This is a genomic window from Nocardia sp. NPDC004415 (assembly GCF_053602435.1).
In genome coordinates, this window is record NZ_JBSGDP010000005.1 from 144,549 (window position 1) to 158,011 (window position 13,463).

The window sequence follows — 13,463 nt, forward strand, 5'->3', positions numbered from 1 at the left end:
CGAAGTCGCAGTGCCGCTGGGCGATGTCGGCACGGCTGGGGTGGCGGTGCCGGGTGGCGCCGTCGGTCCGCCCGGTGTCGTGGCGCCGTCCGTCCGCGTCGGATCGGCCGGAGGTGCGCTGTCGCCCGGATGTGTCGGGTCGGCCGTGGACGCGGCAGTGCCCGAAGTCGCCGAGACGGCAGAGGTGGCCGCGTCAGCCGATGTCGGCGCGGCGGCAGGGGGTACGGGATCGGACGGTTGTCGGTCGGTGTGGTCGGGTGTGGTGCTCATGGTCCCCTCCGGTGGATGTGCGGGATCGTCCCTGGACCGGGTGGTCAGGGAGGGTGATCGGGAAAAGGTCAGGTGGTGGGCAGGACGACGCGGATGCGGGATCCGGGGTCGGCGACGGCGATGGTGCCGCCGTGCAGGTCGACCACCCAGCGGGCGATGGCCAGGCCGAGGCCGGTGCCGCCGCCGTCGGTGCGGCCACCGCGGGTGAAACGGTCGAAGACGGTGGCGCGGTCGGATTCCGGGATACCGGGCCCGTCGTCCTGGATCTCGAGCACGGTCGCCCCGGCCTGCGCGGTGGCCGACACGCGTACCTCACCGCCGGACGGGCCGTGCCGGGCCGCGTTGTCGAGCAGGTTGAACAGCACCTGGTGCAGCCGGGCCCGGTCGGCGTACACGGTGGCCGCCGCGGGCCGGATCGAGGTGGTGAAGCGCACCCCGCGACCCAGCGCCGCCGTCATCACCTCGGCCTCGGCGATCACCTCGGCCAGCAGCGGTGCCAGCGGCAGGGTTTCGCGGTCGAGGGTGAACGCGCCCGCCTCGATACTGGACAGGTCGAGCAGTTCCGAGACCAGCAGCCCGAGCCGTTCGGTCTGGGCCAGCGCGGTCCGCAGGGTCGCCGGATCGGGCTCGCTCACCCCGTCGACCAGGTTCTCCAGCACGGCGTGCAGCGCGGTCACCGGCGTGCGCAGCTCGTGCGACACATTGGCGATGAGGTCGCGGCGCTGCCGGTCGGCGGCGGCCAGATCGGCGGCCATCTGGTTGAACGCGGTCGCCAGCTGACCCACCTCGTCGCGCGAGGTCGCGCGCACCCGGAAGCTGTAGTCGCCGTGGGCCATCCGCCGCGCGGCCGCGGTCATCTCGCGCAGCGGACGGGTGATGCCGTGGGCCAGGAACTGCGAGGTGACCAGCGCGATGATCATGGCGGTGAGCGTGGTGAAGGTGGGCAGCCAGCCGATCCGGACCCAGAAGTAGGCGAAGGCGAGCGCCCCCGAACTCACCATCAGCACCGCGAGTTTGAGCTTGATCGACCGCAACCGGTCCAGCGGACGCGGCAGCCGCTCGGCGACCAGGTCCAGCAGCGCGGTCATCGCGCGTCCAGCGCGTACCCGACACCGTGCACGGTGCGGATGAGATCGGCGCCGAGCTTGCGGCGCAACGCCTTCACGTGACTGTCCACCGCGCGGGTGCCCGCCGCGTCGGACCAGTCCCAGATGTCCTCGAGCAGCCGCTCGCGCGCCAGCACCGCCCGCGGCCGCTGGGCCAGCCGGGCCAGCAGGTCGAACTCCAGCGGGGTGAGCCGCGCCTCGGCCTCACCCCGCCAGACCCGGCGCTGATCCAGGTCGATGCGCAGGTCGCCGACGACGATGCTGGTGTCGCCGCGCTCGGCGGCCCGCTCCACCCGGCGCAGCAGCGCGTGCACCCGGGCGGCCAGCACCCGCATCGAGAACGGTTTGGTCAGGTAGTCGTCGGCGCCGACACCGAGGCCGACGAGCTGATCGGTCTCGTCGGTGCGCGCGGTGAGCATCAGCACCGGCACCGGCCGCTCGGCCTGGATCCGGCGGCACACCTCGAGCCCGTCGAAACCGGGCAGCATCACATCCAGCACGACCAGATCGGGTTCCCCCGCGGCGGCCGCGGCCACCGCACCCGGTCCGTCGTGCGCCAGATCGACGGCGAAGCCCTCGGCGCGTAGCCGCGCCGCCACCGACTCGGCGATCGTCACCTCGTCGTCCACGACCAGGACCCGGCGCACCGCCTGCCCTGTCGTGCCCCCACTGAGTTCCATGGCTGAGACCCTAGCGAGCGGGTGTGGAGAGGGCTGTCCGCAGTTGTGGAGATTCTGTGTGGACCGAGCCGCGGTCAGAGGTTCGGGAACAGCCCGGGCAGTTCCATCGCGTAGGCGAGGTCGTCGCGGGTGCCCAGGGTGACCAGCAGCAGCCGGATCATGGTGACGCGGGCCTCCGAGGCCAGCGCGGGATCGGGATCGCTGCCGGGTTCGGTGCCCACGGTGAGCCGGTAGACGACGTACTCGCACACGTGCAGGGCCGCGTCCAGGTCCAGGGGGCTGGGCGCGGGGCGGCCGAGCTCGCCGAAGGTCTTGCGCACCAGATCGCGGATGTCGTCGAGGGCGCGTTCGCGATAGGCCGAGACCGGCGAGCCCGGATCGTGCAGCTCGGCGAACAGCGGCCGCAGCATCGGCCCGTGCCCGCGCGCCCAGTCGACGTAGGCGTCGATGAGCCGGATGCCCAGCTGAACGGGCTCGTCGGTGCCGGTGAGCGCCGCCCTGATCCCGCCGACCAGGCCGTCGTTGGAGGCGTCGAGCACCGCGCGCAGCGGCTCGGAGGCATTGCCGAAGTAGCGGTAGAAGGTCGGCCGGGCCAGGCCCGCCTGCTCGATGATCTGGGCGACGCTGAGTCCGCGCGAACCGTTGCGGGTGAACACCTCGGCGGTCGCCAGGATGATCCGGGCGCGGACCTCCTCGGCCTGCTCCTCGGTCTGCGGTGGCCGCCCACGACGCGCGGCGGTCGGATCTGCGGTCATCGCACCTCCCTCACAGCCGTCGAACCTCGACGGAAAGCTTGACACGGGACCGGCCCCGGCTATTAATCTAACACTAGTGTTCAGCAAATAGCCGAACGAGCGCGACCGCTCCGCGCGACCCATCTGTTGAGGAGAAGGGCCGACAATGACGACAGCCCCCGAGCTGACCGCCGAACCCACCGCCTTGCCGACCAGCCTGGTCAAGCCCCTGTTCGATCGCGGTGTGGCCGGTGGCGCGCCCTCGGTGGCGGTCTTCGCGCCCGCCACCGGACACAAGATCGGCGACCTGCCGCAGTCCTCGATCGCCGATATCGAGCGCGCCTTCGCCGTGGCCCGGCACGCGCAGCGCGACTGGGCCAAGGTGCCGGTCAAGGAGCGCGTGGAGATCGTGCGCCGCTTCCACGACCTCGTGCTCGCCGAGCAGGACACCATCCTCGACATCGTGCAGACCGAGACCGGCAAGTCCCGCCCGCACGCCTTCGACGAGGTCGCCGACGTCGCGCTGAACTCGCGCTACTACGCCGCCGTCGCGCCCAAGCTGCTGGCCGACCGCAAGCCGCGCGGCGTGCTGCCGGTCCTCACCTCGGTCGAGGTGCACCACCGGCCCAAGGGTGTCGTCGCGGTCATCTCGCCGTGGAACTACCCGCTGGCCCTGTCGGCCTCCGACGCCCTGCCCGCCCTCATCGCGGGCAACGCCGTCGTGGCCCGCCCGGACAACCAGACCGCCCTCTCGGCGCTGTGGGCCATCGATGCTGCCGAGCGCGCGGGCCTGCCGCGCGGGCTGTGGCAGGCGGTCCTCGGCCGCGGCCGCGAGATCGGCGGCGAGGTGATCGCCCGCGCCGACTACGTCGACTACACCGGCTCCTCGGCCACCGGCCGCACCATCGCCCAGCAGGCGGGCGAGCGCCTGATCGGCTACTCGCTCGAGCTCGGCGGCAAGAACCCGCTGTTGGTGCTCGCCGACGCCGACGTGTCCAAGGCGGCCAAGCTGGCCGTGCGCGCCAGCTTCGCCTCGGCCGGTCAGCTGTGCGAGTCGATGGAGCGCATCTACGTCGACGCCTCGGTCTACGACCAGTTCGTCGCCGAATTCGTCGGCAACGTCAAGAACATGTCGCTGGGTGGCGAGCTCGACTACAGCCGCGACATGGGCTCGCTGACCTTCCAGCGTCAGCTCGACACCGTCACCGCCCACGTCGACGATGCCGTCGCCAAGGGCGCCAAGGTGCTCGCCGGCGGCCGTGCCCGCCCCGACCTGGGCCCGTACTTCTACGAGCCGACCGTCCTGACCGGCGTCGAGCCCGGGATGACCGTGTACCGCGAGGAGACCTTCGGTCCGGTCGTCTCGATCTACAAGGTCGACTCCGACGAGGCCGCCGTCGAGGCCGCCAACGACACCGCCTACGGCCTCAACGCCAGCGTGTGGAGCAAGGACATCGAGCGCGGCAAGCGCGTCGCCGCGCAGATCAACGCGGGCTCGGTCAATGTCAACGAGGGCTTCATCGCCGCGTGGGGCAGCGTCGACGCGCCGTCCGGTGGTCTCGGCATCTCGGGTCAGGGCCGTCGCCACGGTCCCGAGGGCCTGCTCAAGTACATCGACACCCAGACCGTCGCGGTGCAGCGGGTGCTGCCGATCGCGCCGCTGCCCGGCATGTCCGAGCAGATGTGGGCCAAGACGATGACGCTGGTCTTCGGCGTCATGAAGACGCTGCGCCAGAAGTAGCAGCGAGAACAGAAGCAGGGGTAGGTAGCCAGATGAAGTTGGAAACGGTCGCGGGCAAGCGGGTGCTGGTCACCGGTGCCGCCATGGGCCTGGGCAAGCTGTTCGCCGAGCACGCGGTGCGCGAAGGCGCCGACGCGGTGGTGCTGTGGGACGTCAACGAGATCGCCCTGCGCGAGACCGCCGCCCAGCTCACCGCCCAGGGCGGCAAGGTGCACCCGTTCGTGGTGGACGTGTCCTCGCAGGACTCCATCCGCGAGACCGCCGAAGAGGTCCGCAAGGCCGTCGGCGGCATCGACATCCTGGTGAACAACGCGGGCATCGTGCGCGGCAACACCTACTTCTGGGAAACCGAGAACCGCACCGACATCGACAAGACCATGGCGATCAACTCGCTGGCCCCGATGTACATCGCCCTGGAGTTCCTGCCCGGCATGGTCGCCGGTGCCGGGGAGGCGCGCATCCTCAACATCGCGTCCTCGGCCGGTCTGGTGGCCAACCCGCGCATGGCCGTCTACGCGGCCTCGAAGTGGGCGGCGCTGGGCTGGTCGGACTCGGTGCGCCTGGAGCTCGAGCAGGCGGGCCACGCGCACGTCAAGGTGACCACGGTCTGTCCGACCTACATCAACACCGGCATGTTCGACGGCGCCAAGGGCATCCTGTTCACCCCGATGCTCGAGCAGAACGAGGTGGTCGACACCTCGTGGTCGGAGATGAAGAAGGGTGGCGCCCTGGTGGTGCTGCCGTGGACCTCGCGGATGAACCGCGCGCTGACCGGCCTGCTGCCGATCAAGATCCGCGACCTCTACCTCAACGCGGTGGGCGTGTACCACTCGATGGACCAGTTCACCGGCCGCAAGTAGACATCCGGTGCCACTGCCCCCGCCGACCCGGGAATCGGCGGGGGCAGCGCCGTTTCCGGCACCGGGCGCCGGGTTGCATCGACTGCCGCCACCACCGGCCACGCGCGAGGTGGCGCGCGATCACCTCGGCCGGGTGCCGATCGCGACCGTCGCGTAGTACTGCTCGGACTGCTCGATCCGGGGCACCAGCCCGTGCGCGACCAGCGCGGCGTCGGCGGCATCGATCTGCCCGTTCCCGATCTCGATCAACACCGATCCACCCGGTCCCAGCCAGCGGGCGGCTCCCGCGACCACCCGGCGGAACACGTCGAGCCCGTCGGCCCCGCCGTCGAGGGCGACCAGCGGCTCGTGCTCGCGCGCCTCGGGCGGCAGATCCGCGACCCGGGAACTGGGGACATACGGCGTATTCGCCAGCAGCACATCGACGCGCCCGCGCAGATCGGCGGGCAGCGCGTCGAAAAGGTCGCCGGTGAACACCGGGGCGCTCACCGGCGCGAGATTGGCGCGGGCGCACTCGACGGCGACCGGATCGATATCGGCGGCGACGAGTTCCACGCTGTGCCCGCGCGCGGCCAGCTCACCGGTGGCACTGAGCCCGAGCGCGCCGCACCCGCAGCACAGGTCGACGACACAGACCTGCTCGGACCCGTCCGCGACCCCCAGCACGGCCTGCTCCACCAGGAACGCCGTGCGCTGCCGCGGTACGAACACCCCCGGCCGCACCCCGACCCGCAACCCGCGGAACTCGACCCAGCCCAGCAGATACTCGAGCGGCGTCCCCGCGACCCGCTGCCCGACCAGGTCGTCCAGCCGGGCCGGGTCACCGGCGGCGGCCTCGATCAGCAAGGCCGCCTCGTTCTCGGCGAACACACAGCCCGCACGGCGCAGCGCCGCGATCACCGGACCGGTCGTGGAATCACCCATGCGGAGATTGTCCCGTGCCGGGCAAGTGAACTACCGGTGGCTCAGCGGGAGCTGTCGAGTTCGAAGGTGCGGGTGGCGTCGAGATAGATCCCGCGCTGGGCACTGCGCGCTGGCGGCGGCAGCTGCGAGACCAGCTGTTCGAGCGAGGTCATCGCGCCCACCACATTCGTGCCCGCGACGATGAAATCGGCGACCGCGCGGCGGATGTGGTTCGGCGAGGTCACCACCACGGCGCTGGTCGCGCCCAGATCGCGCAGCAGCCGGGTGCTGAACAGCGCGTTCTGCACCGTCGACCCGGCCCGGTCCTCCACGTGGATGCGATCGGCGGGCAGGCCGCGCCCGATCAGCCAGCGCCGCATCGCCTCGGCCTCGGAGATGCCGTTCTGCGGATTGCCGCCGGTGACCACGACCGGCGAGAACGGCGCGGCGACCGCCTGGATCCAGGCCGCGGTGAGCCGGTTCTCCAGTTCGGGGCGCAGCGCGCCGTCGGGCAGCAGGCCGTAGCCCAGCACCACGATGCCGGTCTGCGGACCCACCAGCGCGGGCAGCGGATTGGGCAGCGTGGAGACCGCGGCGGTCACCGCGCGCAGCACCCGGTCGGTGCCCGCGGCCATGCCCGCGTCGACGGCGCCCAGGCGGCCCAGCGCCTCGCCCACCGCGGCCGGATCACCCGCGTAGTGCGACCAGATCGCCTGCAGTGCCAGCGCTTCGGTGTCGTGCGGGTCGGCGGCGATCAGGGCGCGCAGATCGGCGCGGCCCGCGGCGTCGTCACCGTCGAGGAAATGCTGCTGGGCCGAGTTGTAGAGCGCGGTCGCCTCGCCTTCGGCGCCGGCCGGGCCGACCCCGGCGGTGGTGAGTGCGGCCACCACGGCGGCGGCCGCGGCCACCTGCTTCCAATGCCTGGAGATCTTCACAACAGTCGACACCCTTCCCGCGAACGGATCGGTACGTGCTGGCAGAGCTGACGGCAGAGCTGCCGACACAGTACGGGCGGTCCCGCGCGGTGCCGGGGAGGCTCGGCCGTTCCGCGCGTCGCGGCCCGGCGGTCCGGTGCCCGCCCGGCGGCGGATAAGCTGACCCACCGTGGATACCGCTTCGCTGACCGGCAAGGAACTCGCCGCCGCCATCAACGCCGACACGAAGGAGCGCGCCGCCGCGCTCACGACCGCGGGCACCGCCCCGACGCTGGCGCTGATCGTCGCCAACGACGACCCGGCCAGCGCCTGGTACGTGAACTCGCTGCGCAAGGCCGCCGAACGCCTCGGCATCGCCTGCGAGCGCATCGATCTCGGCGCCGACGCGAGCGCCGAGACGATCCGCGCCGAGCTGAGCGCGCGCAGCGCCGACCCGGCCACCGACGCGATCATGTTGCAGACCCCGCTGCCCGCCGGTGTCGCCCTCGACGACGTGAGTTCGGCCATCGCCGCGAGCAAGGACGTCGACGGCGTGAGCCCGCTGTCGCTGGGCCTGCTGGCCTCCGGCCTCGACGGCTTCGTGCCCGCCACCTCCGAGGCGGTGGTGGAGCTGCTGAAGCATCACGGCATCGCGTTGCGGGGCAGGCCGGTCACCGTGGTCGGGCGTTCCAACATCGTCGGCAAGCCGCTCGCGCAGCTGCTGCTGGCCGAGCACGCGACGGTCACCGTGGCGCATTCGCGCACCGCGGATCTGGCCGCCGTCACCGCGCCCGCCGAGATCGTGGTCGCCGCCGCGGGCCGGATCGGGCTGGTCACCGGCGAGCACATCGCCGAGGGCGCCGTCGTGATCGACGTGGGCACCAACGAGGCCGCCGACGGTGGCATCGTCGGTGACGTGGACGCCGCCGCGGTCCTCGGCAAGGCCGCCGCGCTGAGCCCGGTCCCCGGCGGGGTCGGCCCGGTGACCACCGCGCTGCTCATGCGCCATGTGGTCGTCGCGGCCGAGAAGGCCCGCGCCTGAACGGCTCGGTCTAGCGCGCGGGCCCGATCGAGGTGATCAGAGTCTTGCCGCCGATCTCGGCGGTGCCGACCAGCTGCGGGTTGTAGCGGATCGGCACCTCGTCGGGCCGGTATTCGGTGATCGTCACCTGGTAGCGGCCGTCGGAGCCCGCGGGCGAGATCGCCAGGCAGTGCGTGGTGCCGATCGGGATGGTGTCGATGCCCGCCTGGATCTCGGAGCCGGTGGGCAGCGCGGCGTTCGCGGCCACCAGGGTGCGTGCCTGGTCACCGGAGCGCGCCACGTAGTAGGCGTGCTGGAAGGCGAGGATGGCCGCGATCCCGTTCTCGGTGCCGCCGGGCCCGTTGCCCTGCACCTGGCTGCCGATCTGCTGGGGCGGGCAGGCACCCGCCGCGGGTGCGGCCACACTCTCGATGGGCGTGCTCGACGCGGTGGATTCCGGTGCGGGACCGCTGAACTGGAACCAGCCCCCGCCGATCAGCACCGCGCCGGCGACCGAGGCCGCCAGCGGGGCCGCCCAGCGCGGCATGCGGCGGCGGCGCGAGCGGTCGATCATCCGGGCGAAGACCTCGTCGTCGCCGAGGTAATCCGGTGCGGGACGGTCGGTTTCGGGTTCCGGCTCGTCCTGCGGCTCCCACGGTGCGCGGGCGGGCAGCGGTGCGGGAACGCGGACGGGCTCGGGGGCGCGGGTGTCGGGGGTGATGATCGGCAGTTCGTCGGTGTCGGGGCCGTTGTCGGGCTCCTCGATGGCGAACGCGGTGTCGGCGAGCGCGTGGCGCGCGACGGGATCGAAGCGTCCACCGACCACCGGGAGCCGATCGGTGGGGAAGCTGTCCTCGGTGAGCACGGCCGAGACCGGGATCACCGGAATCCCGGCGGGGGTGGTCGGCCCGCCTTCGACCCGGTGTCGGGGCCGCCGAGCCCCGGTCGGTCTGTGTGCATCCGGTCGATCCATCGCCCCACCTTCATCAGGCTGTCGCCGTCAGGTCTGTCTCGCAACGATTTCGTTACGAGGCACGATACTGCGCTGACGGTGGGATCGCCGAATGCCACGAGCGATTCGCGTCACCAGTGGATGTAGACCTGATCGCCGATGCCGACGTTCTCGTAGTACCAGGCGGCGTCGTCGGGGGCGAGATTGATGCAGCCGTGGCTGACATTGGCATTGCCCTGCGAGTCCACCGACCACGGCGCCGAGTGTACGAACACCCCGCCCCAGGTGAGCCGCACGGCCCATTCGCCGTCGATGATGTAGCCCTCGGGCGAGTCCAGCGGGATGCCGATGGTGCGCGAGTCGAAGACCAGCGAGCGGAACTTCTCCAGCACCGGGAAGGTGCCGGTCGGCGTCTCGAAGCCGGGCTTGCCCATCGAGGCGGGCATCGTCCGCACCACCTGGCCGCCGATGCTCACGGTGAAGGTGTGCGCCGACATGTTCGCTTCGGCGTAGACCCCGCCGTTGGTCTGGAATTCGGTGCGCTGGGTACCGAATCCGACCGAGATCGGTGAGCTCGCGGGCAGCGTGCCCGCGGCGGTCCACTGCAGGTGGGTGTCGTCGAGCCAGGCGAAGGTGCCCGGCAGTGCCTCGCCCGCGCGGACCGAGGCGGCGCGCTCGGCACCCGCCCGATCGGTGACGGGGGCGGCGAAGGTGAACGTCACCGGGGCGGCGATGCCGACGACCTGCCCGGCGGCGGGGGATATCCCGGTGAGCCGGGCGTCCGGTGTGTCGGCGACGACCGCCGCGGACGCGGCTCCGGACCAGAACACGGCCAGTAGTGCCGCCATGATCGGGACGAACAGGAAACGAAGTGCGCTCCTCATAAACGCCACCCCTTCACTCACTCGTAGGCGGACACCAAGTCTAGGCCGCCATGATCAACTCGACCTATCGAAGTGATAACGGCCGCCCGGCCCGCCGGAGTGTCGTCTTGTGTTCGTGCTGGTGAGGCACTCGAAAAATCGTTCCCGGTTCGAGACCGGAGCTCAGTGCGCGCGACCCGGCCGGGGCAGCGGCGTGGGCTCGACGGCCAGCGCGGCGTCGAATTCGGCTCTGGCGGCGGCGATCTCGTCGTGGTGGCGCACCACCCAGGCGCCCATCTGCGCGCTGATCCCGCCCAGATCCGCGCCCAGCGGGGTGATCGAGTACTCGACCCGGGGCGGCACGGTGGGATACACCGCGCGGCGCACCAGTCCGTCGCGTTCGAGATCGCGCAGCGTCTTGGTGAGCATCTTCTGGGTGATCCCGTCCAGGCGCCTGCGCAGCTCGTTGAACCGCACCGGCCCGTCGGCCGCGCGCAGGGTGCCCAGTACCAGCAGCACCCATTTGTCGGCGAGCACGCCGAGCAGTTGTCGCGCGGGGCAGTCACGCAGGAACGCCTCGACGGAACTCGCGCGCTCGGTGGTATCCATGAGGTACCACACTATCCGAAAGGTGCCTACTTCCCGGAAGAGACCGCACCCCGCAGACTCGATCACATGTGGCAGATGGTGCAGACAGTGTTCGGCGGTCCCGAGGTGTTCGAGCGGGAGGAGGCGCCGCGACCGGAGCCGGGTCCGGGGGAGGTGTTGCTGCGTGTGGTGGCCACGAGTGTGAACGCGGCGGACCGTAAGGTGCGCTGCGGCCGCAACGACAAGCTCGGCGCGCCACCGCTGGTCCTCGGGCTCGATGTGTCCGGGGTGGTCGTCGCACGCGGCGCGGGCGCGGCCCGGTTCGCGGTCGGGGAGACGGTGTTCGGGATGGTCTTCGGTGGCGCCAATGCCGAATACGTGGTGGCACACCAGGATCGGCTGGCCGCGGTCCCCGCCGGGCTCGACCCGGTGACGGCCGCGGCGCTCCCGGTGGCCGGGCTCACCGCATGGCAGGCGCTGGCCGCGGTGCAGCCCGGTACGCGGGTGCTGGTGCACGCCGCCGCCGGGGGAGTGGGGCACCTGGCCGTGCAGATCGCCGTGCGCCGGGGCGCGCGGGTCATCGGTACCGCGCGACCCGAACACCACGGGTACCTGCGCGATCTCGGTGCCGAGGACGTGATCGATTACCGCGCCGTGGATTTCACCACCGCGGTGGGTGAGGTCGACCTGGTGCTGGAGACCATCGGTGACGACCACACCGAGCGGTCACTGCGGGTACTCGGCCCGGACGGCCGCGTGATCGCCCTGGAAGGCCCGGCGGCACACCGGGATTCCCGCGTCGAGCGATTCTTCGTCGAGCCGTCGACCGTCGCGCTGGACGACCTCGCCGCCGCAGTGGGCGGGGGTGAGCTGTCGGTGCACATCGCCGAGATCCTGCCGATCACCGAGCTCGCCGCGGCGCATCGGCGCGGCGAACTCGGTGGGGTCCGCGGCAAGATCGTGCTCACCGCGGGCTGAACTCAGCCGCGCACGGCACGCAGCACGTCGCCGTGCAGGGCGTCGGCGCGCGCGGCGATGGTGTCCACGCGCAGCAGGGTGGCGGCGAAGGGGTCGCCGAGGGCGGCGGGCAGCGAGGCGACATTGATCTCGATATTGAGCTGCGAGCTCAGCGCGGCGGAGCGGGCGGCGTCGGCGGCGGCACCGATGTCGGTGACCACGTTCGGGTTGCCGATCGGGAGCAGTTCGGCGGCCAGCGACAGGATCTCGTCGGCCTCGTCCACGACCGCGGCGGGCACCCGGGCGGCCTCCACCAGCGCGGCCTCGATCGCGGCGGTGCGCGCGGCCTGCTCGGCCTCGGAGTCCTTGGGCAGCTTGTAGGCGGCACCGACCGCGGTGAACGCGGCGGCGTCGGCTTCGGCCAGGGCCAGCGCGCGGGCGCGGGCGGCGTCGGCGGCCTCGATGATCCGCTCCACGACCGGCTTGTGCTCGGCGTCCTTGGCGCGAGTGGTGTAGCGCGCCACCATCGCCACCAGCGCCGCGGCCTGGGCGGCGTGCAGCGCGGCCACCGCGCCACCGCCGGGGGCGGGCACCTTCGCGGCCAGATCCGACAGATACTGCTCGAGGGTCACCGCACCGAAGGAGGGGGCGAGCTGCTGCGGCGAGACGGTGGGCTGCGACACGACGGGGTGGCCTTTCGATGCGGCGAGAACTGCGACGGTGATCGTTGTCAACGCTACCGGGTGCCCGCCCGGGAACCCCGCCCGACCAGCACCTGTGCCGACAGACCGACCGGTCGGGGTCCGTCGGGTGCCCGAGGCTATGTTGGGTGTCATGCGCATCGGATTGAGCATCAACTACTCGGGCGGTTTCAAGGAGGTGGCGGCCGAGGTCGCCGACCTGGAACGCGCCGGTCTCGACATCGTCTTCGTGCCCGAGGCGTACTCGTTCGACGCGGTGAGCGCCCTGGGTTACCTGGCCGCTCGCACCGAACGCGTGCAGCTGGCCTCGGGCATCCTGCAGCTCTACACCCGCACCCCGAGCCTGACCGCGATGACCGCCGCGGGCCTGGACTTCGTCTCCGACGGCCGCTTCATCCTCGGCATCGGCGCCTCCGGCCCGCAGGTGATCGAGGGTTTCCACGGTGTGCCCTACGACGCCCCGATCGGGCGCACCCGCGAGCTGGTGGAGATCTGCCGCAAGGTCTGGCGGCGCGAGAAGCTCAACTACCAGGGCAAGTACTACCAGATCCCGCTGCCCGCCGAGCGTGGCACCGGCCTGGGCAAAGAGCTCAAGCTGATCAATCGCCCGGTGCGCGAGGACATCCCGGTGCTGCTGGCCGCACTCGGCCCGAAGAACGTGGAACTGGCCGCCGAGGTCGCCAACGGGTGGCAGCCCATCTTCTTCCTGCCGGAGAAGGCGAACGACGTCTGGGGCGACGCGCTGGCCGCGGGTAAGGCCAAGCGTGATCCGGCGCTCGGCGCGCTGGACATCTTCGCCGGCCCGCCGCTGGCGATCGGCGAGAACGTCACGCCGCTGCTGGAATTCGTCAAGCCGCACCTGGCCCTCTACATCGGCGGCATGGGTGCCAAGGGCAAGAACTTCTACCACACCCTGGCCACCAAGTACGGCTACGGCGCCGCCGCCGACCGCATCCAGGAGCTGTACCTGGCCGGCGACAAGCAGGCCGCCGCGCAGGCCGTGCCCGACGACCTGGTCCGCGACGTGTCGCTGATCGGTACCGAGAGCTTCGTCAAGGAGCGCGTCGCGGCCATGGCCGAGGCGGGCGTCACCACGCTCAACGTCGTGCCGCTGGCCGAGGACGCCCCGGGCCGGATCAAGCTGATCGAGCAGCTGCGCGGCCTCTGCTGACC

The 13,463-nt window shown here is 71.6% G+C and carries 14 protein-coding genes; 5 read left to right on the forward strand and 9 right to left on the reverse strand.

Annotated elements, in window-relative coordinates; genetic code table 11:
* Nucleotides 1-338: 338 nt before the first annotated feature.
* The 3 genes from ACWEMY_RS04255 to ACWEMY_RS04265 all read right to left on the reverse strand — a co-directional run bounded on the left by ACWEMY_RS04255 (nt 339) and on the right by ACWEMY_RS04265 (nt 2,811).
* Nucleotides 339-1,358 (reverse strand): HAMP domain-containing sensor histidine kinase, encoded by a 1,020-nt coding sequence (locus ACWEMY_RS04255; protein WP_452388821.1) that lies wholly within the window; start codon nt 1,356-1,358, stop codon nt 339-341.
* Complete coding sequence (locus ACWEMY_RS04260) at nt 1,355-2,056, reverse strand: response regulator (protein WP_375928387.1); 702 nt, start codon at nt 2,054-2,056, stop codon at nt 1,355-1,357. Before ACWEMY_RS04260 ends, ACWEMY_RS04255 begins: the two co-directional genes overlap by 4 nt.
* A 74-nt stretch (nt 2,057-2,130) precedes the next feature.
* Nucleotides 2,131-2,811 (reverse strand): TetR/AcrR family transcriptional regulator, encoded by a 681-nt coding sequence (locus tag ACWEMY_RS04265; protein ID WP_452388822.1) that lies wholly within the window; start codon nt 2,809-2,811, stop codon nt 2,131-2,133.
* A gap of 145 nt (nt 2,812-2,956) precedes the next feature.
* Between ACWEMY_RS04265 and ACWEMY_RS04270 the strand changes: the two genes are divergently transcribed.
* Both ACWEMY_RS04270 and ACWEMY_RS04275 read left to right on the forward strand, forming a co-directional pair.
* Nucleotides 2,957-4,531, forward strand: coding sequence for a succinic semialdehyde dehydrogenase (locus ACWEMY_RS04270; protein ID WP_452388823.1), 1,575 nt, complete (start codon nt 2,957-2,959; stop codon nt 4,529-4,531).
* 32 nt (nt 4,532-4,563) lie between these two features.
* Nucleotides 4,564-5,391, forward strand: a complete 828-nt coding sequence (locus tag ACWEMY_RS04275; RefSeq protein ID WP_375928381.1) for an SDR family NAD(P)-dependent oxidoreductase — start codon at nt 4,564-4,566, stop codon at nt 5,389-5,391.
* A gap of 120 nt (nt 5,392-5,511) precedes the next feature.
* Here ACWEMY_RS04275 and ACWEMY_RS04280 read toward each other — a convergent pair whose 3' ends face one another.
* Nucleotides 5,512-6,315, reverse strand: coding sequence for a putative protein N(5)-glutamine methyltransferase (locus ACWEMY_RS04280; protein WP_452388824.1), 804 nt, complete (start codon nt 6,313-6,315; stop codon nt 5,512-5,514).
* A gap of 41 nt (nt 6,316-6,356) precedes the next feature.
* Nucleotides 6,357-7,229, reverse strand: coding sequence for an ElyC/SanA/YdcF family protein (locus ACWEMY_RS04285; RefSeq protein ID WP_452388825.1), 873 nt, complete (start codon nt 7,227-7,229; stop codon nt 6,357-6,359).
* 169 nt (nt 7,230-7,398) lie between these two features.
* Between ACWEMY_RS04285 and ACWEMY_RS04290 the strand changes: the two genes are divergently transcribed.
* Complete coding sequence (locus tag ACWEMY_RS04290; protein WP_452388826.1) at nt 7,399-8,250, forward strand: bifunctional 5,10-methylenetetrahydrofolate dehydrogenase/5,10-methenyltetrahydrofolate cyclohydrolase; 852 nt, start codon at nt 7,399-7,401, stop codon at nt 8,248-8,250.
* Between the two features lie 10 nt (nt 8,251-8,260).
* Here the strand turns inward: ACWEMY_RS04290 and ACWEMY_RS04295 are convergent, their stop codons facing one another.
* The 3 genes from ACWEMY_RS04295 to ACWEMY_RS04305 all read right to left on the reverse strand — a co-directional run bounded on the left by ACWEMY_RS04295 (nt 8,261) and on the right by ACWEMY_RS04305 (nt 10,653).
* A complete protein-coding gene (locus ACWEMY_RS04295; protein WP_452388827.1) occupies nt 8,261-9,112 on the reverse strand; it encodes a hypothetical protein in 852 nt (283 codons plus the stop codon).
* Nucleotides 9,113-9,312: 200 nt separating this feature from the next.
* Nucleotides 9,313-10,065: a L,D-transpeptidase gene (locus ACWEMY_RS04300; RefSeq protein WP_452388828.1), complete on the reverse strand. Its 753-nt coding sequence runs from the start codon at nt 10,063-10,065 to the stop codon at nt 9,313-9,315.
* Between the two features lie 162 nt (nt 10,066-10,227).
* On the reverse strand, nt 10,228-10,653 hold the full coding sequence (locus ACWEMY_RS04305; protein WP_452388829.1) for a winged helix-turn-helix transcriptional regulator: 426 nt from the start codon (nt 10,651-10,653) through the stop codon (nt 10,228-10,230).
* A 75-nt stretch (nt 10,654-10,728) separates the two neighbouring features.
* On the opposite strand from ACWEMY_RS04305, the gene ACWEMY_RS04310 reads away from it, so the two are divergent.
* A complete protein-coding gene (locus ACWEMY_RS04310) occupies nt 10,729-11,610 on the forward strand; it encodes an NADP-dependent oxidoreductase (protein WP_452388830.1) in 882 nt (293 codons plus the stop codon).
* Nucleotides 11,611-11,612: 2 nt separating this feature from the next.
* On the opposite strand, the gene ACWEMY_RS04315 is transcribed toward ACWEMY_RS04310, so the two are convergent.
* Nucleotides 11,613-12,272 (reverse strand): cyclodeaminase/cyclohydrolase family protein, encoded by a 660-nt coding sequence (locus tag ACWEMY_RS04315; protein ID WP_452388831.1) that lies wholly within the window; start codon nt 12,270-12,272, stop codon nt 11,613-11,615.
* 151 nt (nt 12,273-12,423) lie between these two features.
* Between ACWEMY_RS04315 and ACWEMY_RS04320 the strand changes: the two genes are divergently transcribed.
* Complete coding sequence (locus tag ACWEMY_RS04320; RefSeq protein ID WP_452388832.1) at nt 12,424-13,461, forward strand: LLM class F420-dependent oxidoreductase; 1,038 nt, start codon at nt 12,424-12,426, stop codon at nt 13,459-13,461.
* Nucleotides 13,462-13,463: the final 2 nt, after the last annotated feature.